Below are 25274 nucleotides of genomic sequence, written 5' to 3'. Positions count from 1 at the left end.
CCCGGACAGCGAAAGACGGACCCGCGATGGAGGAGCGCCATGGATAACGGGCGGCTGGCGCGTCTTCGCCGGAAATATCAGGACAGGCGCGCGGCGGACATTCACGGTCCGGAATTCCGCCGCGTCATTGAACGGCCGGGAACAGGAGACGCAGGCAGGCCGCCCTCTCCGGTCCTGTCGCCGCCCGGCCGCGATCCCGGTCGCGACATGGCCGGCGGCGCCGGGCCCGACGTCGCCGCGGCGGGCGTTCCCGCCGGCGCCGGCGCACCAGCCGCTCCGGGGCGCGTTTCGGGTCACGGGCCGTGCGGATGACCGGGCGCATCGGGCCCTGCAGACCTTGGGCTGGTTCCGGGGGCTGGTTCCGGCGGCGAAGCTGCGGGCGGCGGATGTGGGCGACGCGCCGGTCCGCAGCCGCCATGACCTGGCGGCGATCCGCGAGGACGCCGGGCGTCACGTGAGCGCGCTCGCGGCGTGCGCCCGCTGTCCGTGGGCGGCGGTCCCGCGGCGGCGGCTGGCGCCGGCGCCCGCCCCGCAGACGCGGAGACACAGGGCCTGCCGCGCCCGGACCGCCGCGCGCCGTTCAGAACTTTATCACGAACTTGGCGCCGCCCCGGTGCGCGATGAAGTCATGGGCCATGCTCGCCTGATATTCCGCCGTCAGCTCCATGCCGTTGTCCGCCGCGACCTGCAGGCCAAAACCCATGTCGAGCAGGCGATACGGCAGGCGCGAGGCCGTCCGGAACGCCCCGACGCCGGCCGGCGCCCCCTGCAGCCGCGCGATCGATGACGATTCGTCGGACGACAGCAGCGTGAACCCAACCACCCCGTACGGCCGCATCCAGTAACCGCCGTCAAGGTCAATGCGGCCGCCGACCTCGACGTTCGGGCTGACGGCGAACACCCCCTGGCTGGAGCGCCGCACGTCGAGGTTGAAGCCCGGCGCGCCCCACTCCGAATAGGCGGGGCTGCGCACGTAAAGCGCGTCGAAATCGACGTAAGGCTTCACATACCAGGAGCCTAACGCGAACTCATAGGCGCCCCGCAGACGGAGGCCCGCGAAGACGTTCTGCTGCTTCGAGCGCGCCACCGCCTGGGCGCCGCCAAGCGACACGAGGCGGGCGCTGCGATGCCAGCCGGAGCCCGCCGTCGCCGAGGCCGCGAAGGTCCAGGGGCCGATCTGCCGCTTGAGCGCGACGGAGCCCTCATAGGTCTCCGACTGGCCGCCGGCGATGTCGTCGCGATGGGTCGCGCTGCCCTGGCTGTAGGCGGCGGAAAAACCGAGGAACCAGTCGGGCCGCACCTCCTTCTGGCCGCCGAAGCGGTAAGACAGCGTGCTGACGCGGTAGCCATACTCGGCGTGGCTGGTGGCCATGTGGGCGACGCCGCCCTGGATCTGCCCCCACAGGCACTCGTTTTCGCTGAGCATCACGCCGGTTCCGGAAAAGGCCGGGCAGCTCAGCGGCGCGCGCAGGCCGACGCGGGCGCCGATGGCCGTCATCGAGCTGGCCGCCTCCTTCTCCTGGGCGCTCATTTCGTCAAGCGAGCGCGCATAGTCCACCGGCGAGACAATGCCGAGCAGGCGCGGGAACACCGCGCCCTGGGCCGTCGAGGCGGCCTCCCAGGCGGCCTGCACGGTATTGGCCACGCCCTGCTGGTCGGGGGTCAGGAGCACGCCCCGCGGGCGGGTGAAGTCCGCATGCGGGCTCAGCGACAGCTGCGTCGGCAGCGTCAGGCGGCCGATCGTCCGCAGGTTGCGCGGCTCCACCGTCCAGGTCACCGGCACGGCGACTTCGGGCGCGCCGGTCACCTGGGGCGCGCCCGAGATTCCGCCGTCGGCCTCCACGAACACGTAAGACCCCGGCAGCAGGAAGGTGAGCGCATTGGGCTGCACATGGGTCTGGCCATGGAAGCCGGCGCTGCGCAGCACGCGCAGCAGGTCGCTGCGGAGCCCGGACGTTCCGGGCGCCGGCGAGATGTCGATGGCCAGCACGCCGCCAGGATCCTGCCGGTAATCGCCTGCCACCGTCGTGGTGGCGATGACGCCGCTGCCGCCGACGTTGAAGACGCCGGCGTTGATGAACAGGGGAAACACGCCGTCGTGCGTCGCGCCCAGTTTGAGCTGGCCGCCCGGAACGCTCTGGTAGAGCGCGCCGGGCATGTTTCGGAACTCGGCGGCGTTGGCGAGAACGTCGCCGATGACGGCGCCGTGATTGATGATGAGGGCGCTGCCCAGCGGGGTGAGGATGGCCTTGCCGGACGCGGCCTCAATGCGCGAGCCGCTCCTGATCTCGATGTGGGTGCGCGCGGGCGTGTCGGCGCGGATGGCGGCTCCTTCGCCGGCGCCGCCCGTGATGACGCCCGCATAGGTGATCGAAACCAGCCCGCCGCCGGCGCCGCTGGCGATGGAGCCGTCTGTCTTCTGCACGCCGCCCTGTACGTAAATGCCGTAAGAGTGCAGCCCCGTCGCGGAAATGACGCCGGCGGTGTCAATGGTCACCATACCGGCGCTGCCCCGCGCCTGCGGCCGCTCCATGGCGGTGGAGTTCATGATCTCCGGGCCCAGCAGGTTGGCCACCATGCCGCCGCCGCCGCCGATCGACTGGGCGAAAACGCCGTGCGCCTTGACGCCGGTGGTGATGATGGTCGTCCGTTCCGTCGGCCCGCCGGTGCGGATGACGATGTTCCCGCCATTGCCGCTGGAACCGCCGGCATTGACGAAATCGGGCATGACCAGGCTGCGGGCGGCGCCGCCATAGCCGCCGCCGCCGCCGATCGACTGGGCGAAGATGGCGTGGGCGCCGTCGCCGCCGGTGACGACCGACGATCCGCCGCCGAGCCTGATGTCGACGGCGCCTGCGTCGCCGGCGGCGCCGCCCCTGCCGCCGACTGTCCAGCTGGCGCTGAGCAGGCCGCCGTGGCTGGCGTTGGCCCCAAGGCCGCCGCCGCCGCCGACCGACTGGGCGAAAATGCCGAACGCCCCTTCGCCGCCGGTGGCGATCGCGCCCGTATGCGTGACCTTCACGCCGCCGCCCTTGCCGCCGGCCCGGCCATTGCCGCCGAACGACACGTTGACGGACGGCGTGGGCAGAACGGTGGCCCAGCGGTCAATGCCCGCGTCGCCCGCCGCCTGCGGATCGCCCGCGATCCAGTTGACGAAGCTCTGTATCAGCCCGACGGCCTCGTCCGTCGCCGCCACCAGCTCCTGCTCCTCCCTGGTGAGCGCGCCGGCGCCCCGGCTGGCCCGGGCCGCGTCCTCCTTCTGGCGCTCCAGCTCCAGCTCGCGCGGGCTCTTGAGATTGTTGAAAAACACGCCGCCGCCGCCGACTGACTGGGCGACGACGGCATGGGCGTCGACGCCCGCGGTGGTGACCTCGCCGCTGTTGACCACCACGACCTCGCCGCCGGCGCCGCTGGCGCCGCCATCGCCGCCCACGGTGACGTTGAGCGACGCCGAGATGGCGTTTTCGGCGCTGGAGGCGCCGCCCAAGCCGCCGCCGCCGCCCACCGACTGGGCCAGCAGGCCGAACGCCATGTCGCCCGTGGTGGCGACGGACCGGCTGTTGCGGACCTCGACACGGCCGCCGGCGCCGCCGCCGGCGCCGTTGCGGCCTATGGCGACGTTGACGTTCACCTGGTTCTCGCCGGTGGCGAAGCCCGCGCCGCCGGCGCCGCCGCCGCCGCCCACCGACTGGGCGAACACACCGTAGGCCACCTCGCCCTTCGTGCTGATGCGGCCGTTGTTGACCACCGTCACCGCCCCGCCGGCGCCGCCCTCCCCGCCGGCCCCGCCGATGGACAGGTTCAGCGAGGCGGACGGATAGTCATCCTCCCACGCCTGCAGCGAACCGCCTCTCTTCGCGTTCCTGGCCGCGAGGCCGACGCCCATCTCCTTCACCACGCCCTTCAGCTTCTCCTTGTAGACGTTGAGGGCGAGGGTCAGGCCGCCGTCGAGGCCGTCGGCCACCTGCAACGCGCGCAGGCGGGCGATCTCGTCGTCAATGGCGGCGAGGGCCGCGCCGGTCTTGCCGGCGCGATCCTTCTGCAGCTTCTCGATCTGCTCCTGCCGGCTGATGATGGACTGGACGGCCTTCACCAGGATGGTGAGGCGCTTGGCGCCGGTCATGAGCCCCTGCAGGGAGAAGCCCTTGCCGGCGTTTTCGTTGCGCAGGCGGCGCGCCTCCTCATATTCGCCCCGCCGCTGCTGGAACGCCTCGTCCGTCTCGCCCGGCCGCTGTTCGGGCGCCCTGTCCGGGAAGGCGAGCTTGCGAACGTCGCTGACCTTCCCCAGTTCTCCGAACAGCTTCATGCCAACGGCCAGCCAGTTCTGCTTCCCGGCGCCGATGGCGCTGATCGCGGCGCTCTTGCGCTTGCCGGTGAAGGTTCCGCCATTGCCGCCGCCGCCGCCGACCGACTGGGCGAACACGCCGTGCGAGCCCGCCTCCTCCGTGACGATGGTCGCGCCGTCCGCATTGGTCACCTTGACCGCGCCGCCGGCGCCGCCCTTGCCGCCCGAGCCGCCGATGCGCAGGTTGCCGGCGAGATGGCCCTTGCCGCCGCCCTGGAAGCCCCCGCCCGAACCACCGCCGCCGCCGATGCTGTAGGCGGCCACGCCGGCGGAATTGCTGCCGCGGGTGACGAGCGCGCCGCTGTTGGTGATGGTGACCGCGCCGCCGGCGCCGCCGCCGCCGCCCGAACCGCCGATGGTGATGTTGGCGGTGACGGCCTTGGCGATGGGCAGCAGGCCCACAAGCGCGTTCAGCGTGTCCGAGGCCACGCCGGTATAGCCGGCGCCGGTGTCCGCAGCGGTGTCCGCGATATTGCCGGCGCCGCCGCCGCCGCCGATGCTGCTGGCGTCGATGGCGTTCGAGAACTGGTTGAGGGTCTCGATGCGCCCGGCGTTCTCCACGGTCACGGCCCCGCCCGCGCCGCCGTCGCCGCCAGAGCCGCCGATGGTGACCGGCAGGGCGGCGTTGAAATAGAAGCTCATCAGCCCGGCCACGGACGCCGCGTCGCCGGCCTTGCCGCCGCCGCCGCCGACGCTCATGGCGCTGACGCCGGCGGCGGCCACGCCCCCGGTCTGTATGCGGTCGCTGTTCATGACCGTGACCGCGCCGCCGGCGCCGCCCTTGCCGCCCACAGTCACGCTGACGTCGATGGACGGCATGGCGGTGGTCTGCAGCGCCAGCGCATAGCTGAAGGCGTTGCCGCCCGAGCCGCCTCCGCCGCCGACGCTCAGCGCGTCAATGCCCGTGGCGCTGGCGCCGGTCGTCACGATGGCGTTGACGTTGCGCGCCGTCACGGCGCCGCCGGAGCCGCCGTCGCCGCCCTTGCCGCCCGCGCCGCCGATGGCCACCGACACCGCGCCGAGGTAGCCCGCCGAGGCGGCGATGGAGGAGCCGCCGGAACCGCCGCCGCCGCCGATGCTCTGGGCGATGATGGCGGCGGCGTTGTCGCCACTGGTGGCGATGGAGGAATAATGTGCGCCGAAATCGGCGGCGGCCTGGGCCAGCGCCGCCGCGCGCGCCTCCTCCGTCAGGCCTGCGGGCAGCTGTGCGGCTGCTTCCGCCACGGCCTTCGCCCTTTCTTCCCCGAATTTTCTGGCCGCCGCGTCGGAGCCGATGCTGACGGCGCCGCCATGGCCGCCGCCGCCGCCCTTGCCGCCGATGGCGACGGCGAGAAAGCCGCCGATGGCCAGCGAATCGCCGGCGGCGCCGCCGCTGCCGCCGACGCTCTGCGCCAGAATGCCGTAGGCGGCTTCGCCGCCGGTGGCGATGTGGCCGCGATTGACCAGGCTGACCGCGCCGCCGTCGCCGCCGGTGCCGCCCGGGCCGCCGCGGGAGAAGAACAGGCCGACGGAGTTGCCGCCGGAGCCGCCGCCTGGCGCCGCGGTCACGTCGAGCCCGCCGCCCTCCCGGGGTTTGACGCCGCCCGGCAGGATGGCCTGGGCCTGGAAGGCGTCCAGCGCCGCGCCGCCGCCGACGCTCTGGGCGACAAGGGCGGTGGCGCCTTCGCCGCTGGTGGTGACGGCGCCCGTGTTCTCGATGAACACCGCGCCGCCCTTGCCGGCGGCCCCTCCGGGCGCGCCGGTGAAGAAGCCGCGGCCGCCGTCGCCGCCGCTGCCGCCGACGCTCTGCGCCACGAGGCCGAAGGAGTAGGCGCCCTCGGTGCTGATGGTTCCGTGCTGCTGCGCGGCGATGGCGCCGGCGGCCCCGCCCGCGCCGCCATCGCCGCCGCCCATGCCGGTCGCGCCGGCGCCGCCGATGTTCTGCAGCAGCACGGCGGTTGACAGCGCGCCGAAGGTCGAGATCGCGCCGTAACTGACTAGGCTGACGCCGGCCCGCTCCGCCCCGGCCGTCACGCCGGTCCCGGCGTTCTGGCCGGCGCCTGCGCCGCCGGCCCCGCCGTCGACCAGCACGAGGTGACCGTGCTCCGACCCGCCGCCGGCGCCGCCCAGCGCCTCGGCGATGATCGCCGGCGCGGCCAGGCCCCGGGTTGAAATCACGGCTGCCTTCCGGATGTCGACAAGCACATGGCCGCTGGCGCCGCCATGGCGGCCGCCGCGCCCGTCGCCGCCCTGGGACGTGGCGCGCAGCACGGCGAACCTGTCGCCGGAGACGCCGATGGTCGCGCCGGTGGTGAAGGTGACGTCGCCGCCAGCCCCGCCAGAGCCGCCATATTCATAACCGCCAAGACCGTAGACGGCCGAAGCGCCCCCCTTGCCGCCCCGGGACAGAAGCCGGAACAGCGACGCGCCCGCCGGTTGCGGCGACAGGCCGACGCTGACGCCGGCGTCATGAACGAGCACGAGGTCGCCGCCCGCGCCGCCGGTCCCCGCCAGGCCGTTGGGGTGCAGCCAGTGACCGAAGGCGTCGCCGCCGGTGCCGCCCTCCACGGTCACCTCGACCAGCGGACCGGAGAGAACGCCGCCGCCGCCCATGGCACCGACAGTGTTGAACCACAGGGCGGCGGGACGCTGGCCGTTCGTCGCGTTCCGGCCCTCCCCCGCGCTGCCGCCCGGCGCGCCAGCGTCACGGCGCTGATAGGGAGTCATGGCGCCGTCAAGGAAGACCTAGGCGCGCAGGTCCGCGAACGCGCCGCCAAGGGCCAGCGCCGCCATGCTGACGCCGCCGAGCGCGACGGGACGCAGGCGCGCGCGCAGCGTGGCGCGCGCTGGCGGAAGGGGGAAAGAAAGCGGGTCGTTGGTCATGAGGTCAGAAGCCCGTTGCAGGCGACGCCAGACAGGGCGACGCCAACAGAGCCTGAAGCCCCGCTCCTGTACCCCCAGACCTGATGCAGCCAGTAGCGACTGGCGCGATTTTAGCGGCCTTTCTAAAAGGAGATATGGTTTTAACGCTGGATATTATTGCATTTTGCGCATAACGGGCGCATTTCCGCCCGTTTTCCAGCCGGGTCGCGACTGGCGGAGCGGACAAATGGACGGAAATTCAGGATGACGCGCATATTTTTTGCGCATCACTCATGGAAACCAGCCGCAATGCGGCGCACTGCGGGAGCGCGTAACGTGATCGCCGGCGCCGTCCGCCGCCAGCCGCGACCAGGCGGATCAGGCGACGCCTCGCCGGCCGCAGGCGGCCCCAGCCGCAGGACGCTGGCGCGCCCGCGGTCCGCAACCAGCCCGGTTCAGCCGGCGCGCGACAGGACGGAGCCGCGGGAACCGCGGCATCCGCCCGGCGCAACCGCGTCGCGCAGCCATGCCCCTGGCCGGAAGCCGGAGCAGCCCGGGCTCAAGACGCGGCGTCGCGCCGGACCGGCCGCCATCGCGGCCGCCGTCTTCCACGCTTTCCCGGTGTGTGGACAGAAGCGAGGCTGCGCCGCCGCCGCGCGCCCGGGACGGAGTTATCCCGCCGCCGCGCGCGCCAGGCGCTTTCAGCGGCGACGACGTCAACCGCCTGGAGACAGGTCTGGTCCGGACGGCGACCAATCCGGCGAGGGAACGTCAGCGGACGCCTTGCGGCGCCCGCGAATCCGGGGCCGACGGCCCCATGCTCTGGCGGCCACGCGCGCCAGCCCGGAAGGCGTCGCCGCCGGCCCCCCCTCGGAAGCATTCCGGAGAGCGCCGGAGCCACGGCTCGCGCTTTCGCCAGCGACACCGTTCCCGCCTCGCGGCGGCGCGTCTGGCCGCCGCCGGCCTGGCGCCGGCGCAGGCGGGGCGATCCCGCGTCGCGCCTGCGCCGGAAGGACGGGAAACCGGCCTGCCCGCCCGGCCCAGGCACGGCGCCCCCCGCCCCAACGCCGGAGCGCGGAGCGGCGCCATGACCGGACCGGGGCGCAGATCTAACTGGAAGACGCCTGCACCAACATGTGCTCGAACGGATACGCCGGTGCGGGAATCCAGGCCATCCTGTTGCTGAACTCGGCGTATTGCACGCCATAGTAGAAATTTGTGGAGCCTGGGCGTTGAGCACCGATATAACCGACGACGCTTGTCTGTAATTGCGTGCCGTCTGGCTCAAATTTGACCTCTTGCCCCTCGGTTGCCATCGCCGCGAAATATGATGTTCCGAACGCAACCTGCGTCGGAACTTTTTGACCAATTACCAGATACCTGAGATCATAAACATTTTGCAAAAGAAAATAAATTCCTTTACTCAACTGCGACAAAGAGCTGACGTTCTGGACATACCAGAGCGTGCGCGCCCTGTCATTCCCGGAGCCGCGCTCCGGAACAAACGTAACGGAGCCCGGACTGTTTTCCAGATAATACGGGCGGCCGGCGTCTGGGCCCAGCGATTGTATTGTGACCGTAATCGAACTCATGCCATCACCTTTTTAAAATAAACTTTGCCAAAACAGACAATATTCTTACCGATCGTGTCCCGTGCCGTGGTGTAGTTGGATTTCATAGCCATCGGTGATTTCCGATAGGGTCGGGTTGCTTAGAACCAACCTGAAGGACACCACCGATGACCGACGATATGATGAACCTGCGCTCGCTCGTTGAGAAGAGTGCTGACGCCGATTTGCTGCGCGAGATGATCGGCTTTGCCGCCGAGAAGCTGATGGAATTGGAGGTCGGCGCGAAAACAGGCGCGGCCTATGGCGAGAAGAATGCCTTTCGGCTGGCCCAGCGCAACGGCTACCGCGACAGAGACTGGGAGACGCGGGCCGGAACAGTAGAACTTCGCATTCCGAAACTCCGCACCGGCAGCTACTTTCCGAGCTTCCTGGAGCCGCGTCGCATGGCCGAGAAAGCCCTGACCGCGGTGATCCAGGAAGCCTACATCCAGGGCGTTTCGACCCGCTCGGTTGACGACCTCGTTAAGGCCATGGGCATGTCGGGCATTTCCAAGAGCCAGGTCTCCCGGCTGTGCGAGGAGATCGACGAGAAGGTGAAGGCTTTTCTCGACCGGCCCATCGAAGGCGAATGGCCCTACCTCTGGATTGACGCGACCTATTTGAAGGTCCGGCGTGGCGGGCGCATCGTCTCTGTTGCAGTCATCATTGCCGTCGGCGTCAACACCGACGGCCGACGCGAAGTGCTCGGCATGGAGATCGGCACGTCCGAGGCCGAGGCGATCTGGACCGAGTTTCTTCGAAAGCTGACCAGGCGGGGTCTGCGTGGCGTCAAGCTCGCCGTCTCAGATGCGCATGAGGGCATCAAAGCCGCAGTATCGAAGGTGCTCTGCGCTACCTGGCAGAGGTGCCGGGTGCACTTCATGCGCAATGCTTTGGCCCATGCTGGAAAGAGCGGACGGCGTGTCGTCTCCGCCTTCATTGCCACGGCCTTCGCTCAGGACACGTCGGAGGCGGCAAGCACCCAGTGGCGCAACGTCGCCGACCAGATCAGGCCAAAGGTGCCGAAGCTCGCCAGTCTCATGGACAGCGCCGAGCAAGACGTGCTCGCCTACATGACCTTTCCCAAGCAGCATTGGGCCAAACTTCACTCGACCAACCCGATTGAGCGATTGAACGGCGAGATCAAGCGGCGGACAGAGGTCGTCGGCATCTTCCCCAACGACGACGCTATCGTGCGCCTGGTCGGTGCACTGCTGCTCGAACAGAACGATGAATGGGCCGTCCAGCGATCCCGCTATATGACCCTTGAGACAATCGCTACGATGAGCGATGATCCACTCATCAGCCTGCCAGCAACAAGCTGACACTCATCCGACCCTCTGGGATGAGCCGTGGCCGTCTAAGCTACACCACGTCCTGGGACATCATCTTCTTACCTTATTGGCGCCAGACTGACCGCCGCCAGGCGGACATGCGGTATCCCGGAAGCGCGCCGGGAACAAACCGGCCATGACAAACCTTCCAGGTCATGCGAAACCATGGAGAAACCGCGCGTAAGCGGCCGGGCTCCGGTCGGGCGGCCGTTAAACGCGCCCGTTACAGGTGTCGCCGGCGGCATAACGGCGCCACGCCCCCAGGCTGTGGCGGCGCATCAGCGGTCCGGACGGCCGGCAGCCGCCCGGTTACCGGGGGGCGACATATCCGCCGGCAATCCGGCCGTTCCTGGCGCTGGATCGCCGCCGGTATTCCCCGGACAATCTGACAAAATGTGAGCATCCCCCCTTTCCGGTCATTGCGCAGTCCCCCATAGCGCTCACGGCAGGCGGAGCGCCGGCCACGTCAGGGCGCCGGCGTTGCGTGCGCGGGCCAGCGCGCCTGATCAACTTCCGTTCAAGTCATTAACAGAATTCATGCAGAAAACACACTCCCGCATGCCGGCATTATCAGGTAAAACGCTCTTTCTACAATACATCAGCTTGCCGTCAGACGCTGACAAGCTTGCGGCCCGACGGAAACCGGCCTGGACGGGCGCCCTGAACGGCGGCATGTGACGCTTCCACAAAGAAAATGGTGAATATTAAGCAGCGGCGGACGCTGGCCGCACGGATCCGGCGCGCCGGAAAACGCCTGTCCAGCCCGGCCCCTCACGGGATGCGGGGATCCCCGGGACATGACCGCGGCCAAACGGGGCCTGCGCAGCCGCCCGGCTTTCGCCCGCAACGCGCAGGACGGAGCGCCCTGCCCCGCCGCCCTGCCCGACGCGTGAGCCGGGCGCGCCGGCAGCTTGCGATCCAGGGCCCAGCCTCAGAACCTCGGCCGCCCGGTATGGGTCGCGATGCGCTTCGCGGCGACAAGGCGGATCTCCGGACGCGTGTCGCAGCGCGCGACGGCGCCAATGGCCTGTTTGATGCGGTTGAACAAGCGTTTCCCAGGTTGCGCTGCCGGTAAACCCGTCGCGATAACGCGGGTTCCCTCGCGCCTGGAGCCGGGCGGCCCGTGATGCGGTCAGACGCGCGCGAAAAACGCGCAGACGCCGGGAGCGCGGAGGAGAAGGGGCAGGCGCGGCGGGGCGGCCCTGCCCCGCCGCACGCCTGAACAGGGCGGCCGCGCGGGCAACGCATAGGGCCGCGGTCAGCCGGCGCGGTCCGGGCCGCGCCCCGGCCGCCTCAGAACCGCCAGGAGAAGGCGGCGCGCACGGCGTTTTCACGCGCGTCGCGCGACAGCTGGCCGTCATAGGCCAGCGACAGCGTCAGCGCCTCCGTCGCCGCGTAATCAAGCCGCGCGCCCACAACCGCCGCATCGCGGGCCACGGGCGCGCCCGTCACGACAAACGGCGCGCCGGCGCCGGCGAAAGCCAGCCGCGCCGCCGGATCAACCGCGCCGAAGGCATGGCGCCACGCCAGCGTCGCCCGCGCCGTCAGCCGCCCCGGCCCCAGCGCCATGCCGCCGGAGAGGCGCACGCCCAGCGTGGCGTAGGTGCTGGCGTGGCTGTCGCCCCCGCCCTGAAGCGCCGCCGGCGAGAACGTCTCGCGGAACGCCCGGGTCGACACGTTCACGTGCGCCAGCCCGACATGCGGCTCCACCTCCACCCCGCCCAGGGCGACGCGGTAGCCCGCCTCGCCGAACGCCTGGGCCGTGGCCGCGTCCACGCTGGCGCCGGCGACCGAAGACAGGCCCGGGAACGTCACCACGCGGCCGACCGAAAGGTCATGCCACTATAGGCCGCCCCGAACCGCAGCGACGCCTGGCCAAAATCGCCGCCGCCATAAACGGCCGCCGTGTAGTTGTCGATGTCTCCGGAGGCGGCTCCATGCCTCTCCTTCAGCGTCGAGCGGCCATAACCGCCGGCGAAGCCGATGCGCCAGCCGCCATAGGCCGCGCCCCACAGCGCCGCCGCCATCGCGGACGGCGGCGGCGCGCCCTCCGTCGCGGCGCCGCCCGCGGACGCGGAGCGCAGCCGGCCGTTCACAATCTCCCGCACATAGCCGGACTGCGCCTGCATCACGCCGATGGCCGAGGCGTAGACCGAACCGGACAGGGCCTGGAAGGCCGGCGGCGCCGTCTGGAAACTGAGGCGCGACGCCGCCTGCTGCGCCGCCGCCTGGTTCGGCGTCAGCGCCGCCGCGGCGTAAGGAACGCCGGAGCGGACGATGTCCAGCGACACCACATTCGCGCCATACGACAGGGTGGTGGCGAGGAACGGAAATTCCGCCAGCGGAAACAGTTCGCCCTCCAGCGCCGCATAGGCGCCGCTCACGCCGCCGGCGGCGATGAGGATGGGATAGGACGCGCCCAGCGCCGGGGTGAAGCCGGACAACGCCTCGGTCTGGATGATGATGCCGCCGATGCTGGCGCGGCCGCCGACCTCAAGCAGGTCGGCGACGCCGTCCGGGCCGACCTCCACCACATGCACCGAGCCCGGCTCCAGCGCCGCGTCGCCCGAGACGCGGATGACGCCGACCGAATTGCCTGGCGACACGCGCGAGCCGCTGCGCGCCACCAGCGCGCCCACCGCGCCCTCGCCGCTGAGCTCGCCCTCATTGATCACCTGGCCGGTGATGGTTCCGTTGTTCTTCAGGCTGCCGCTGTTGTGCACGGAGCCGTCGATGACGCCGCCGGCCATGTTGACGGCGCTGCCCGGCGTTGGTGAGATCACCGGTCACGGTTCCGGCGTTGACGAACGTCCCGGCGTTGGTGAAGGCGGCGCCGTGGGTGACATAGGCGCCGTTGTTCACGAAGGCGGCGCCGCGGGCCACGTTCACCGCCCCGGGCAGCGCGCCGTTCAGCACCAGCAGGCCGGAGGCCACGTTCACGCCGCCGGCGTGGGTGCTGACGCCGTTGAGGGTCACCGCGCCGCCGCCGGCGACGGTGAGCCCGCCAGGGCCGGTGAGCCCGCCGTCGAACACGGCCGTGGAGCTGGTGCGGATCGTCGCCTGGTCGATCAGGAAAGTGGGCGCGAACACGGTCAGCGGCGCGTCCAGCGCCAGCTCGCCGCTCGCCGCCAGCACCTGGGCGAAGCCGGCGTAGCGGCTGTCGAACAGCGGGCCCGGGCTGTAGCCGACAAAGCCGCCCTCGGCGTCATACAGATAGCTGAACGCCCCGTAGAAATGCAGGCCGGAGTTCAGGAAAGCGCGGTCGGTCCGGCCCTTCGGCGGCAGGCCGACGCCGAGGCTGGTGGGCGCATAGGGCGAGTCCCCGCCGATGGTGAATGTGTAATAGGTGTCCGGCGCGCCGCCCAGCAGGCGCAGGGTGACGGTGACCCCGCTGGCGTACACGGTGTGCCCGGCCTCGTCCTTGCTGTGGGGCAGCGTGACGCCCGGCATGTAGAGGTAGCCGTTGTTGAGGCCGGTGTCCGGCAGGAAGTCGCCGGGCGCCGAGCCGCTGGCGCCGCCCGCGGAGGCCGTCACGGACATGGTGGCCGACAGCCAGTTGCCGGCGCCGCCCGTGACGCCGGCGTAGCTGCCCGGCGGCGCCGGCGCGAGGTTCTGGAAGGCGAAACCGGCGGTGTTGCTGCTGGTGAGCCCCACCTCGACGCCAGACGGCCCGATGATGTAGCCCCGCCGCATGGTCTCGCCCATGCCGTTGATGTTGACCAGCGGGTAATAGGCCTAGGAGATCGGCGGCGCGGTCCTGAGCGCGGCGATGACCGGCGCCGCCTGGGCGCTGTCGAGATAACCGCCCGTCTCGGGCAGATATTGGGCGAGCGGGCCGGTCTCGCTGACGACGCCCATGGAGGTGCGGTTGACGCCGACGCCCATCATGGCGATGCCGGCGTCGCCCCCGCCTCCTCCGCCGTCTCCGGACACCATGTGCTGGCATTTGGCGTCGGCGAGGCAGTATTTCCGGGTCACGCCCAGCACCGGCACGGTGGCCGTGGCCACCACATTGCCGTCGCCGTCGAGATAATGGACCTCGGTGGTGGTGAAATGGCCGACGGCCAGCAGGCTGGAGCTGTCGTAATACACCCAGCCCATGACGCCGCCCGCGTCGAAATCCGGCAGCAGCCCGGCGCTGACGGCGATGCCGGTCGAGCCGGTGTCCACGGTGAATTTCGTGGCCGCGGTGCTGGAGCCGAGATGGGCGGCCACCTCCAGCGCATGCCTGCCGGAAACCAGTTCATGGTATGGCAGCGTGTTTGCGTAAGGAATGACGCGGCTTTCAGTATAGCCCTGGTACATGTCCCAGGCCTGGGACCACGCCGGGGCTGCGGCGAAAGGCGCGCCCAGCGCCGCCGCTGCGGCGGCGAGCAGCATGGCCGGCCGCGAAACCCTGGCGCGCGGCCGCGGCGCCTGTCGCGCCCGGGGCGCCGCCGCCAGACGAAAGCACGAGAACCGCGCGCGCGTCATCGACGATTTCCCCCCTGCAGACCGGCGCGTACGCCGGCGGCATTTCCGGCGCGGGCGACCGCCGCCGTCCCCCGTGAGCGGCAGGCGCGATCCGCCGCCGGCGACGGCGTCGCGCTCGCGGAGCCGGCGACCCGCGTCGGCGCCCGCGTCACACAACATGGCGACACTGCGGCGGCGCAACCTGACCGTAGCAGTCCCGCGACCGGAAGTTTATGGGCGAATGGAAACGTCTCAAATCTGCCTGGCGACGCAGCGCCAGCAATTTTCTGCACTTATTATATGCAATATGCCCATGATTTGCATAACTGCTGGAAGAATTGATTACGGAGAATGCAGTCCGCCGCCTGCCCGCGCGGCCCCGCGGCGACGGCGCGCGCAGGCGGCGGCGTCCCGGCCCGGCGGCGGGCCGGACCGGGGCGGGCGCCTCACGCGGCGTCGCGGCTGAGGTCTTCGGCGATGGTCACATGCTCCGCCGGCAGCGGGGCGCGGCCGCGGATGTCGTCGGAGATCTTCTCCGCGATCATGATCGTCGGCGCGTTGGTGTTGCCGCCCACCAGGGTCGGCATCACCGAAGCGTCCACCACCCGCAGGCCGCTGACGCCGTGCACGCGGCAGCGGCTGTCCACCACCGCCATGGGGTCATTGCCCATGCGGGCGGTTCCCACCGGGTGATACAGCGTCTCGGCGGCGTCGCGGATCCAGGCGTCGATGGCCGCGTCGTCCTGCGCCGCCGCGCCGGGGGCGTATTCTGGGCCGCGGTAGCGGTCCATGGCGGGCCGGCCCACGATGTCGCGGATCATGCGCACGCCGGCGCGCATCACCTCAATGTCCCGCTCCGCCGACAGGTATTCCGGCTGGATCAGCGGCGCCCGCGCCGGATCCGGCGAATGCAGGCCGATGTAGCCGCGGCTCTCCGGGCGCAGCGGACACACGTGGATGGTGAAGCCATGGCGGTCTGACGGCGTGCGGGCGTGGTCGATGGTGATCGCGGCCACGAAATGGATCTGCACGTCCGGAATCTCCAGATCCGGACGGGTCTTGAGGAACGCGCCGGACTCAAGCCCCGGCGAGCGGCCAAGCCCCTTGCGGAACAGCAGGTACGCGAGGCCGGTTTTCAGGCGGGCCAGCGGACGGTTCTGGCCGTGCAGCGTGATCGGCAGCGGGCATTCATACTGCACGCCCACGTCGAGGTGATCCTGCAGGTTGCGCCCCACGCCCGGCAGGTCCGCCACCGCCTCAATGCCGAAGCCGCGCAGATATTCCCCGTCGCCTATGCCGGAGAGCATCAGCACCTGCGGCGTGTTCACCGCGCCGCCGCACAGGATGACCTCGCGCCCCGCCCTGGCGCGCACGGTCTTGCCGCCCTGCGCATACTCCACGCCCGTGGCCCGCCTGCCCTCGAACAGCACGCGCGACGTCAGGGCGTTGACCTCGACCCGCAGGTTGGGCCGGCCCAGCGCCGGCTTCAGATAGGCCACGGCGGCGCTGCAGCGGCGGTTGTCGCGGATGGTGAGCTGGTAATAGCCCATGCCCTCCTGCCGGGGCCCGTTGAAATCGTCGGTGCGCGGGTGGCCCGCCTGCAGGCCGGCCTGCACGAATGCGTCGAACAGCACGTTGGTGCCGGGCGGATTGCTCACCCCCAGCGGGCCGTCGCCGCCGTGGAAGGCGGAGGCGCCGTTCTGGTTGCTTTCGGCGCGGCGGAAATAGGGCAGCACCTCGGCGAAGCTCCAGCCCTCGTTGCCCATCTGCCGCCACTGGTCGTAATCGCGGGCGTGGCCGCGGATGTAGACCATGCCGTTGATGGAGGACGAGCCGCCCAGCACCTTGCCGCGCGGCCAGAACAGCTTGCGGCCGTTCAGATGCTGCTGCGGCTCGGTGTAATAGTGCCAGTTGGCGAATTCGCCGCCGATCAGCTTGCCCACGCCGGCGGGCATGTGGAACAGGATGCTCCTGTCCTCGCCGCCGGCCTCCAGCAGCAGCACCTTCACGGCCGGATCCTCGCTCAGCCGGGCGGCGAGCACGCAGCCGGCGCTGCCGGCGCCGACGATGATGTAATCGTACGCGTCCATGGGCGGTCCTTCCCCGTCAGTCCCGTGTTTTTTTCCGGCCGCCGTTCGCCGGCGGTCCTGCCCGCCGGAACCGCCGCCCGCCGCGCGGCGGGCGGCCCTGTTCCGGCGAGACGAATGTCTCGCAGACTGCGAAAACTGACAAGCATCCGTAACTTGCAGGCGCATGTTCCACAGACGCAGGGCTGGATCTGGCGACGGCCGTTCCGCGGACGTCGTCCGGAAGAAGTCCCGGGGGAACGGCCCTGCGGCGCGCCGCTCCGCCGCGCCGGCTCAGCGTTCGCGCATCGCCTCCGACAGCGCCTGCGCCGCCGGGGCGAACAGATATTCCAGGATGCGCCGGCGCCCGGTGGTGATCTCCACCGTCACCGCCATTCCCGGCGACAGCGGAACGCGGCGGCCCTCCACGACGATATGGCCGGCGCACGGCCGCACCCTGACCGGGAACACCAAGTTCTGCACCCGCTGCGCGCCGGCCGGCGCGAGCGCCTGCAGCTCCTTCGCCGCCGCCTCCTCCAGCTGGCGGGCGTCCGGCTCGGGCACGGCGTCGCGGGCCACATGGACCACCTCGCCCACGATCACGCCGTAGCGCGTGAAGGGAAAGGCCTCCACCTTGATCACCGCCCGCTGGCCGGCGGCGACGAAGCCGACGTCACGGTTGGGCAGATAGGCCTCGATCTCCAGCGGCCCGCCGTCCGGCACGACGCGCATCAGCTCGGCCCCCGGCTGCACCACCTGGCCGGGGGTGGTGATCGCCGAGGCCTGGACCTCGCCGGTCACGGGGCTGCGAATGGCGAGCAGGCCGAGCCGGCTGGCGGTCCGCGCCAGCTCCTCCTGCGCGGCGGCGGCCTGGCGGGCGGCCTCCGACAGCCGCTGGCGCTGTTCGGCGATGAAGGCGTGGAGCGTCTGGCGCGCCTCGCGGTCGATCACCACGGCCGCGGCCATGGCCTGGGCCCTGCGGGCCTCCAGCTCCACCCGGGCGCTTTCTTCGCGGTGGCGCATCTCCAGGGCGTCGAGCAGGCTGGCGCGGCTGCCCGCCTGGCGCGCCAGCAGCGCCGCGCGCATGTCCACGCGCTCGCCTGCCACGCCGGCCAGCCTGGCGCGCGCCTCGATGGCGCGGGCCAGGCCCGCGGCCTCGACGCAACGCTCCTGTCGCCGGGCGGCGAGCGCCTCCAGCGCCGAGGCCAGACGTTCGAGCTCGGCGGCGAACAGCGCCTCCTCGCGCCGGCGCACGGCCGGATGGATGTCCTCCGGCAGCGCCAGGCGCGCGGCGCGCAGCCCGGCGAGCCGCGCGCCGTCTGGCGCGCCGCCGCAGGCGCCGAGCCCCGCCACGGCGGCGAGGCTGTGCTCGCGCCGCTGCGCCTCCGCGCGCCAGGCGTCCCAGGCCATGGCGCGCGCGCGGCGCTCGGCCTGCAGCTCGGCGTCGTCGAGCTGCACCAGCACCTCGCCGGCGCGCACCCGCGCGCCGTTGGGAACCGGGGCGGACGCCACCTTCCCCGGCAGCGCCGACTGGACGACCTTCACCCGGCCGGCCGGCTGCACCTTGCCCTGGGCCGTGGCGACCACGTCGAACCGGCCGAACCATGTCCACGCCAGGGTGAAGCTGGCGAGGCAGACGATGAACAGCAGCAGCCCCATGCGCACCGGCGACGGCGGCGTTTCGAGGATCTCCAGCGCGGCGGGCAGGAACTCCCGGTCGGCGGCGGCCTGCGCCGCGGCCCGCCGGCGGCGCAGGAAGGCGATGAGGCGGGCGGCCGCGGTCATGGCGCTTCTCCGTGCTGCAGCCGCCACAGCCGCGCGTAGGGACCGTCGCCGCGCGCCAGCAGCGCGGCGTGGGTTCCCTCCTCGACGACGCGGCCGTCCTCCATGCCGATGATGCGGTGACAGAAGCGCACGGCGGCGAGCCGGTGGGCGATGATGATCACCGTGCGTCCGCGGGCTATCTCGCGCATGTTGGCGAGAACGACGCGCTCGCTCTCATAGTCGAGGGCGCTGGTGGCCTCGTCGAAAATGAGGATGCGCGGGCGGGCGGCCAGGGCGCGGGCGATGGCGATGCGCTGGCGCTGGCCGCCGGAGAGATTGGCGCCGCGCTCCTCGATGAGCGTGTCGTAGCCCTGCTGCAGGCGGGCGATGAAGCCGTCCGCGGCGGCGAGGCGGGCCGCCTGCGTCACCGCCTCCCGCGACATGGCCGGATCGCACAGGGCGATGTTCTCGTGAATGGTGCGGTTGAACAGCAGGCTGTCCTGCAGCACCACGCCGATGCCCGCGCGCAGCCACGCCGGATCGACACGGGAGATGTCGACGCCGTCCACCAGCACCTGGCCGCTGTCAGGAATGTAGAAGCGCTGGACCAGCCGGGTCAGCGTCGACTTGCCCGAGCCGGAGGGGCCGACCACGCCGATCATCTCGCCGGGGCGGATGTCGAGGGTGACGTCCTTCAGCGCCGGCGCCGCCCCCGGAGCGTAGCCGAACGTCACGTTACGGAAACTGACGGCGCCGCGCGGCGGCGGCAGCGACAGCGGCGTCGCCGGCGCCGGCTCCGGCGGCGCGTTGAGAATGTCGGCGAGGCGGGCGACGGACACCTGCACCTGCTGGAAATCCTGCCACAGCTGCGACAGGCGCAGCACCGGCTGCGCCACCTGGCCGGCGATCATGTTGAACGCCACCAGCGCGCCGACGCTCATCTCGCCGCTGATCACCGCGCGGGCGCCGAACAGCAGCAGCGCCGCGCTGGTGAGGCGGCTGACGTACTGGATCGCCCCCTGCCCCTTCGCCGACAGCATGGCGGCGGAAAAGGAGGCGCGCACATAGGCGGCGAGCCGCTCCTCCCACTGCGCCGCCACCAGCGGCTCGGCCGCCGCCTTCAGCGTCTGCATGCCGACGACGCTCTCCACCAGCAGCTGCTGGCTGAGCGCCCCGCAGCGGAACTTCTCGTCGACGCGTTCCTTCAGCAGCGGGCGCACCACCGCGCCGATGGCGACATACAGCGGGATGGAGGCGACCACGATCCACGCCAGGGTCGCCGACCATGCGAACAGCACCGCCAGGAACAGCAGGGTGAAGACGAGATCCAGCCCGGCGAACAGCCCCTGGCCGGTGAGAAACGCCCGGATGGTCTCCAGCTCGCGGATGCGCGCCACGGTCTGGCCGGCCGGACGGGCGTCGAAATAGGACAGCGGCAGGCTGAGCAGGCGCCGCACCAGACGCTGGCCCAGCTCCACGTCGATGCGGCTGGCGGTGTGGGTGAGCGCATAGGCGCGCAGATACTGCAGCACGGCGTCGAACAGGCCGACCGCCGCCAGCCCGGCCACCAGCACCGCCAGCGTGGCGTGGGAGCGGTGGGCCAGCACCTTGTCCACCACCACCTGGAAAAACAGCGGCGTCACCAGTGCGAAAATCTGGATGAACAGCGAGGCCAGCAGCACGTGGGCCAGCGGCCGCCGGTAACGCCACAGCGACGGCGCGAACCAGCGGAAACCGAAGGAGGCCGCGTCCTGCCCCGGCCCGCCGAGACGCCGCTGCACCAGGATGACGCGGCCGCCGCCGGCGCGCAGCGCCTCCTCGCCGGACGCCTCGGCGACGGCGAAGCTCACCGGATCGATGAGCCGGTAGGCGCCGCCCCCGCACGGCCCGCCAAAGATGACGAAACGGCCGGCGTCCGTCGCGATGATGGCCGGAAACGGCAGGGTTCTCAGCCGTTCGGGGTCGCGGATGGCGACGGCGCGCGCCTTCAGCCCGGCGGCGCGGGCTGCCCGCACGACGTCCTCCGCCGTCGCGGGGCCGCTGAGTGCGTGCCGGCGGGCCACCTGCTCCGGCAGCAGGCTGATACGGTAATAGCCGGCCACGGCGCACAGCGCCGCAAGGCCAGTGTCGACGGCGTCAGGGCGCGCGCGAGGCGCGCCGGCGCCCAGGTGTTTGGTCATGCGGGCTCGCCTCCAGGAGCGGTGTGCAGGAGCGCTCCGCCGGGCGGCGGTCCTGCGGACGGTGGTCTTGCGGGCGCGCCTTCCGCAGCAGCCGGCCGCGCGCTCCTGTCGCGGACCGGCGATGGCGGCCAGGCCGGAACCGCGACGCAGGCGCCGCCGCGGCCGGGACAGGACGGTGACCGCCGCTTGCCGGACCGGCGCGGCCAGCGCGCCCGGCGGCCGCATTCGCCAGCCAGGCGGACGCCGGCGACCGGACCTCCGCCAGCCGGCGATGGTCCGCCGGCGCCGCCGCAGCGGCCGGCGCCGGCGTGCAGGATTCGCGCCCGCCGGGCCCGGCGCGCCCCGTGCAGCCGCACGGCGGCGCCCGTGGCGCGCGGAGGGTCCCGGGATCCGGCGCGGCTCAGCAGCCGTCTGCGGCCAGCGGCGGCGGGGTGGGCGGCGCCGACAGCGGCGGCGCCGCGCCGGCGAAGGGGACCACGCGCTGGTCCGTGAGCATGGCCGCCGCGGCCGAAGCCGCGCCGGCGTCGGCGCCTGCGGCTGGCGCATGGAGCGCCGCGGCCAGGGGCGACCACGGGGCGGCCGCCTCTCCCCGGGAGCACGCCGCGCCGGCGTCCCGCGCGGGCAGGCGGCTGGCGAGGGCGGCGCCGGCCCGCCCGGCGTCCGGCGGATCCGGCTCCGCGGCGGCGGCCGCCGCCGGTTCCGCCGCGAACCCGTCGTCCCACAGGGTGAATGTCGGCCGCGGGCGCGGCGAGTCCGGCCCGGGGGCCGGCGGCGGCGCGGGCGCGTCATCCGCAACCGCGGACGCGGGATCCGCGCCGCACAGCACGCCGAGATCGCCCGCCCGCCAGCGGCGCAGTATGGCGGCGAACCCGCCCTCGGCCGCGCCGGACGCGGACGCCGGACGCTCCGCCTCCTCCCCGCCGCCCGGGCGGCCGACATGCGCCTCGGAGCGGGAGGGCGCGACCGCTGCGCGCAGGCCGCTCCAGCCGTCGCCGGGGTCGCCGGCGTCATCCGGCCAGCTCCCCGTTCTCTCCCGCCGGGCGCGGAGGCGCAGGACGCCGGCGACGGGCCGGAGTCGCGCCGCAATGGCCAGGAGTCCGGCCGGAATGCGCCGGGACTGGCGCAGGACGCGCCGGCTGGCGTCGCGGCGTCGTCGGGCGCGTCCCACGCCGCCAGCGCGCTTGCGGTCCCAGGTGGCGGAACGAAGGCGAAGGACCTGTCGCGCGCGTCCTCCGGCTCGGACATCGTGTCGAGGCTGACGTGCGGGCTGGACCATGACGTGTCGGCGTCGCGCGGCCACCGCGGGCCGCCGTCCGCAGGCAGTTCCGGGAGCAGGCCGGAGCCGGGCGCGCCGGGCCCGGGAACTTCGCCCCTGGCGCACAGCTCCAGATAATCCTGCAGCCAGCCGGAATGGAGCTCCGGCAGCAGACGCTCCGCCGTCGCGCTGGCGCGGCGCTGGTCGAACAGCCGCGCCAGCGCGTCCACATCGTCGCGCCAGCAGCCGGCGACGCCGGTCTCCTCCGCCGCCCCGGGCGGTCCGTGACCGTCATGACTGGCCATGACGCGGGCGATGCGGCTTTCCAGGTCGCGGCGGACCGGCTCCGGGACGGTTATGCCGGAAACCGCGAGCGCATGGGGTAGCGGCAGCGCCAGCGCCGCCCCCGCCTGCACCGCCGCGCGGGCGGTGATCTCCAGAAACCGCTCATACTCCGCCGCGTCGGCGCCGATGCACGCGCCGACGGTCTGACCCCCGCGCCCCGGCAGCGGAACGTTCCAGAAAAACGCCGCGCCGGCCCAGGCGGCGGGGGTGAGGCCGGCGCGCTCGCGCGCCACCGCCAGTTCAGTCGCGATGACGTCGCCGATGTCAGGCATGGCGCGCTCGCGGATGGCGGCGCCGATCACCTCCCGCGCCACGGCGCCGGACATTTCCAGCTGCAGCTGCTGGCAGCGGGCCGCGCTGGTCTCGCCGGTCGCGACCTGCAGGGCGCGCTGGCAGAACACGTTGACGGCGCTCCCGGGATCGTTGCGGCTCACCGCCGCCGCGATCCGCAGCCAGACGACGGCGCTGCGGCAGGCGTCGAGCTGCGGATCGTCGCCATGGGCGGGATCGTCGACGAACGCCTCGAGGGCGTCGCGCATGCAGTCACAGGCGTCGGCCCAGGCGTCGCCGCCGGCGGCCGCAAGGGCCTCCAGCAGGCCGAGCCGCGCCTCGTCAAATTCAGGACCGGGCATTCGCTTGTTCCCTGAAACCAGATCCGTACGGCGGCGGCGCGCCCGCGCGGACGGCGCCGCCGGCGCAGGACCCGCCCCCCCGGTCACCACGAGCGGGGCGCGAACAGCTCCGCCTGGCCCGGCGGCCGGCGCGGATCCGCCGCGACGCCGTTCTCCAGACCCTCATCGGGAGCCGGAGGGCGGAGCGCGCCCTCGTAAGGTCCGGCGACGGCCATCGCCTGCGCCAGGGCCGCGCCGGGAACCGGCATGGGCTCCGCCCCGCCGGCGCGCGCCCCGTTCACCTCGGCCAGCACCCGCCGGCCCTGCCGACACGGCGCCTCCCCGGCGGGGGACGCGGCCCATTCCGCGCCGCCTGCGGCGTCCCCCGCCGGGCCGTCCGCCGCGACGCCGGCGTCCGGAGCGTCCGGCGGGCCGCTGTCGCCCCGGGGGCCCGTCCAGCGCCGCCAGGAGGCGTCGTCAACGCTGTCGCTGTCGGACCAGCTGGCGCTGGTGGGGACATAGAGGTCAGGACTCCTGGCCGGATCGACGGCTCCCCCGGGCAGCAGCAACAGGGAGAGGATGCGGTCGGCCAGCGCGCCGCGCACCGCCTCCGGCGTCTGCACCTCCGGCGCCATGAGCACGTCGAAGCGCAGCCGGCCCAGCGCCCCGGCCGCATCGGTGATGGCGCGGGCGTTCAGGGCGAGAAAGGTGGCGTACTGGTGCGGGTCAGCGGATATGCGCGCGCCGACGGTGTCGCCCTCCAGCGGCGTGAGCTGCGCGTTCCAGAAATAGAGCGCTCCGCCCCAGCCGCCCGCTGAGGCGCCGGACAGCTGCCCGGTCACCGCAAGCTCGAGGCGCAGCACGTCGGCGAGGGAGGGAACGAAATGGCCGGAAAGCAGGACCTCGAAGACGCCGCTGGCGACCTCCTCCGATATTTCATTCGCCAGGTCCGGCGTATCCGGCGCCCGCGGCGCGCGGCTGACGACGCTGCGGAACACGTGGTTTTCGACGCTGCCGGCGTCATCGCGGCTGACCGCCGCCGCGATGCGCAGCCATTTCGTCAGGTCGCTGTAGCCGCAGGCGGCGACGCTGGCGGCGTTGGCGGGGTCGGCCACGTAAAGCTCCAGCAGGCCGCGCACATATTCGTAACCGGCGGCGAAATGGCGGCTGCCGCCTGCGGTGAGCTCGTCGAGCATCAGAAGCTGGCGGGATTCCAGCTTCATTTCATTGAACATTATCGCCTCTTGGATATTGATGTCGTCAACTGCGAACTATTCAAATTTGAGGCGACGATCTATTAAACAGTTTGTGATATATATTTACAATAATTGTACAATACACGCAATTTCCGAAACAGGCGCAACGTCATGGCCACTGCCCCGCCTGCCGGAACAGCGGGTCCGGCTCCGGCGCCAGCGGCCCGGCGGCGGCCCCGCCCGCGGGCTGGCTTCCCCCGTCCGGCTGCGCGCCGGCGGGCGGGCCGGCGTCAAAGGCGCCCGCCTCCGGCCCGCCGGCGATGATCTGCGCCAGCGGAGCGGCGGCGGGCGCAAGATCCGCCCAGCCGTCGCGGACCGCGGCGGGATCCCACCCTTCGGGCCGCAACATCACCCACTCCGCCGCGGACCAGCCCGCGCTTTCGGCGCGGTCCCGCGACTCCAGCACGTCGCCGGCGGCCGCCTCGGGCGTCGCGAACGGCGTGACGGGAGCGGCGCAGGGGGCGGGGCCAGCCTCCCCGGCCAGCAGCTCCTTGATCCGGATTGGCGGCCGGACCTCCAGGGACCCCAGGACATCCTCAGGCGTGCAGCCAAGGGCGGCGGCGGCCGCGCGCGCCGCCCGCGCGTTCAGGGCGAGGAAATTTTCATATTCGCGGGCGTTCCGCTCGATGCGGTGGCCGACCGTATCGTACGGGTCGGCGGACAGGGGCACGTCCCAGAACCACATCGCGCCCGCCCAGCCGCCGATGGTGGCGCCGGCCAGCCACTCGGTCGCGGCGAGGTCGCGCTGGAGGAACCGGGCGGCGCCGGGAATGACGCCCCGGCGCAGCACGGTTCGGATCAGGCCCCGCGTCACATGTTCGGCAACCTCGACCGCCACGCGCTCCGCCGCGCCCTCGTCCATGGCGAGGCTGCCGGCCAGCGACTGCCCGAGCACGCTGCGCATGGTCAGGTTCATCGCGCTCTGGCGGTTGTCGCGCAGCACGTCGGCCGCGGCCATGAGCCAGCGGATGATGTCGCCATAAGGGCCGATGTAGGCGACCCCGGCCGCCGCGGCCCTGAAGCTGCCTTTCTGCAGCACCTCGCACAGATAGTCGCAGGCGCCGGCGAAATTCGTCGCGCCGTTGTCGGTGATCTGTCTGAGATGGGCGTGCTGTTTCGGGACAAGCCGCAGATCCGGCAACATGGATCACTTCCATAAATACGGACGTCATGAATGATGTTTTCTGAATTAAATTCAGTTTGCGCCGATGACGA

At 71.9% G+C, this 25274-nt stretch carries 11 protein-coding genes and 1 pseudogene; 2 read left to right on the top strand and 10 right to left on the bottom strand.

The window, feature by feature from the left end:
* Window positions 1-580: 580 nt before the first annotated feature.
* Both ACFFJB_RS06725 and ACFFJB_RS06720 read right to left on the bottom strand, forming a co-directional pair.
* Complete coding sequence (locus ACFFJB_RS06725; RefSeq protein WP_376830485.1) at window positions 581-7051, bottom strand: autotransporter outer membrane beta-barrel domain-containing protein; 6471 nt, start codon at window positions 7049-7051, stop codon at window positions 581-583.
* A 1244-nt stretch (window positions 7052-8295) separates the two neighbouring features.
* Window positions 8296-8778 (bottom strand): hypothetical protein, encoded by a 483-nt coding sequence (locus ACFFJB_RS06720; RefSeq protein WP_376830484.1) that lies wholly within the window; start codon window positions 8776-8778, stop codon window positions 8296-8298.
* 146 nt (window positions 8779-8924) lie between these two features.
* Here ACFFJB_RS06720 and ACFFJB_RS06715 point away from each other — a divergent pair, with 146 nt between their 5' ends.
* Window positions 8925-10121, top strand: coding sequence for an IS256 family transposase (locus ACFFJB_RS06715; RefSeq protein ID WP_376828581.1), 1197 nt, complete (start codon window positions 8925-8927; stop codon window positions 10119-10121).
* Between the two features lie 1317 nt (window positions 10122-11438).
* On the opposite strand, the pseudogene ACFFJB_RS15005 reads toward ACFFJB_RS06715, so the two are convergent.
* The 6 genes and pseudogenes from ACFFJB_RS15005 to ACFFJB_RS06680 all read right to left on the bottom strand — a co-directional run.
* Window positions 11439-12880: pseudogene (locus tag ACFFJB_RS15005) on the bottom strand (autotransporter outer membrane beta-barrel domain-containing protein); the annotation flags it as partial.
* Window positions 12795-13835, bottom strand: coding sequence for a hypothetical protein (locus ACFFJB_RS06700; RefSeq protein WP_376830483.1), 1041 nt, complete (start codon window positions 13833-13835; stop codon window positions 12795-12797). The gene ACFFJB_RS06700 and the pseudogene ACFFJB_RS15005, both read right to left, overlap by 86 nt.
* A gap of 30 nt (window positions 13836-13865) precedes the next feature.
* Window positions 13866-14603, bottom strand: coding sequence for a hypothetical protein (locus tag ACFFJB_RS06695; protein WP_376830482.1), 738 nt, complete (start codon window positions 14601-14603; stop codon window positions 13866-13868).
* Between the two features lie 425 nt (window positions 14604-15028).
* Window positions 15029-16672: a choline dehydrogenase gene (locus tag ACFFJB_RS06690; protein ID WP_376830481.1), complete on the bottom strand. Its 1644-nt coding sequence runs from the start codon at window positions 16670-16672 to the stop codon at window positions 15029-15031.
* 270 nt (window positions 16673-16942) lie between these two features.
* Window positions 16943-18433, bottom strand: a complete 1491-nt coding sequence (locus ACFFJB_RS06685; RefSeq protein WP_376830480.1) for an HlyD family type I secretion periplasmic adaptor subunit — start codon at window positions 18431-18433, stop codon at window positions 16943-16945.
* A complete protein-coding gene (locus ACFFJB_RS06680; protein WP_376830479.1) occupies window positions 18430-20592 on the bottom strand; it encodes a type I secretion system permease/ATPase in 2163 nt (720 codons plus the stop codon). Before ACFFJB_RS06680 ends, ACFFJB_RS06685 begins: the two co-directional genes overlap by 4 nt.
* A 2097-nt stretch (window positions 20593-22689) precedes the next feature.
* On the opposite strand from ACFFJB_RS06680, the gene ACFFJB_RS06675 reads away from it, so the two are divergent.
* Window positions 22690-22839, top strand: a complete 150-nt coding sequence (locus tag ACFFJB_RS06675; RefSeq protein ID WP_376830478.1) for a hypothetical protein — start codon at window positions 22690-22692, stop codon at window positions 22837-22839.
* A 68-nt stretch (window positions 22840-22907) separates the two neighbouring features.
* On the opposite strand, the gene ACFFJB_RS06670 is transcribed toward ACFFJB_RS06675, so the two are convergent.
* On the bottom strand, window positions 22908-24038 hold the full coding sequence (locus ACFFJB_RS06670; protein ID WP_376830477.1) for a hypothetical protein: 1131 nt from the start codon (window positions 24036-24038) through the stop codon (window positions 22908-22910).
* A 130-nt stretch (window positions 24039-24168) separates the two neighbouring features.
* Window positions 24169-25203 (bottom strand): hypothetical protein, encoded by a 1035-nt coding sequence (locus tag ACFFJB_RS06665; RefSeq protein WP_376830476.1) that lies wholly within the window; start codon window positions 25201-25203, stop codon window positions 24169-24171.
* Between the last annotated feature and the right edge of the window lie 71 nt (window positions 25204-25274).

Source organism: Camelimonas abortus, assembly GCF_042432745.1.
Lineage (GTDB): Bacteria > Pseudomonadota > Alphaproteobacteria > Rhizobiales > Beijerinckiaceae > Camelimonas > Camelimonas abortus.
This window is presented reverse-complemented; position numbering and strand designations above follow the sequence as displayed.

Bases quoted from the DNA above. Each gene is read 5' to 3' on its own strand.
- ACFFJB_RS06680 (WP_376830479.1), bottom strand. From the start codon at position 20,592: ATGACCAAACACCTGGGCGCCGGCGCGCCTCGCGCGCGCCCTGACGCC.
- ACFFJB_RS06695 (WP_376830482.1), bottom strand. From the start codon at position 14,603: ATGACGCGCGCGCGGTTCTCGTGCTTTCGTCTGGCGGCGGCGCCCCGG.
- ACFFJB_RS06725 (WP_376830485.1), bottom strand. From the start codon at position 7,051: ATGACTCCCTATCAGCGCCGTGACGCTGGCGCGCCGGGCGGCAGCGCG.
- ACFFJB_RS06690 (WP_376830481.1), bottom strand. From the start codon at position 16,672: ATGGACGCGTACGATTACATCATCGTCGGCGCCGGCAGCGCCGGCTGC.
- ACFFJB_RS06720 (WP_376830484.1), bottom strand. From the start codon at position 8,778: ATGAGTTCGATTACGGTCACAATACAATCGCTGGGCCCAGACGCCGGC.
- ACFFJB_RS06675 (WP_376830478.1), top strand. From the start codon at position 22,690: ATGGGCGGGATCGTCGACGAACGCCTCGAGGGCGTCGCGCATGCAGTC.
- ACFFJB_RS06685 (WP_376830480.1), bottom strand. From the start codon at position 18,433: ATGACCGCGGCCGCCCGCCTCATCGCCTTCCTGCGCCGCCGGCGGGCC.
- ACFFJB_RS06700 (WP_376830483.1), bottom strand. From the start codon at position 13,835: ATGGGCGAGACCATGCGGCGGGGCTACATCATCGGGCCGTCTGGCGTC.
- ACFFJB_RS06665 (WP_376830476.1), bottom strand. From the start codon at position 25,203: ATGTTGCCGGATCTGCGGCTTGTCCCGAAACAGCACGCCCATCTCAGA.
- ACFFJB_RS06670 (WP_376830477.1), bottom strand. From the start codon at position 24,038: ATGTTCAATGAAATGAAGCTGGAATCCCGCCAGCTTCTGATGCTCGAC.
- ACFFJB_RS06715 (WP_376828581.1), top strand. From the start codon at position 8,925: ATGACCGACGATATGATGAACCTGCGCTCGCTCGTTGAGAAGAGTGCT.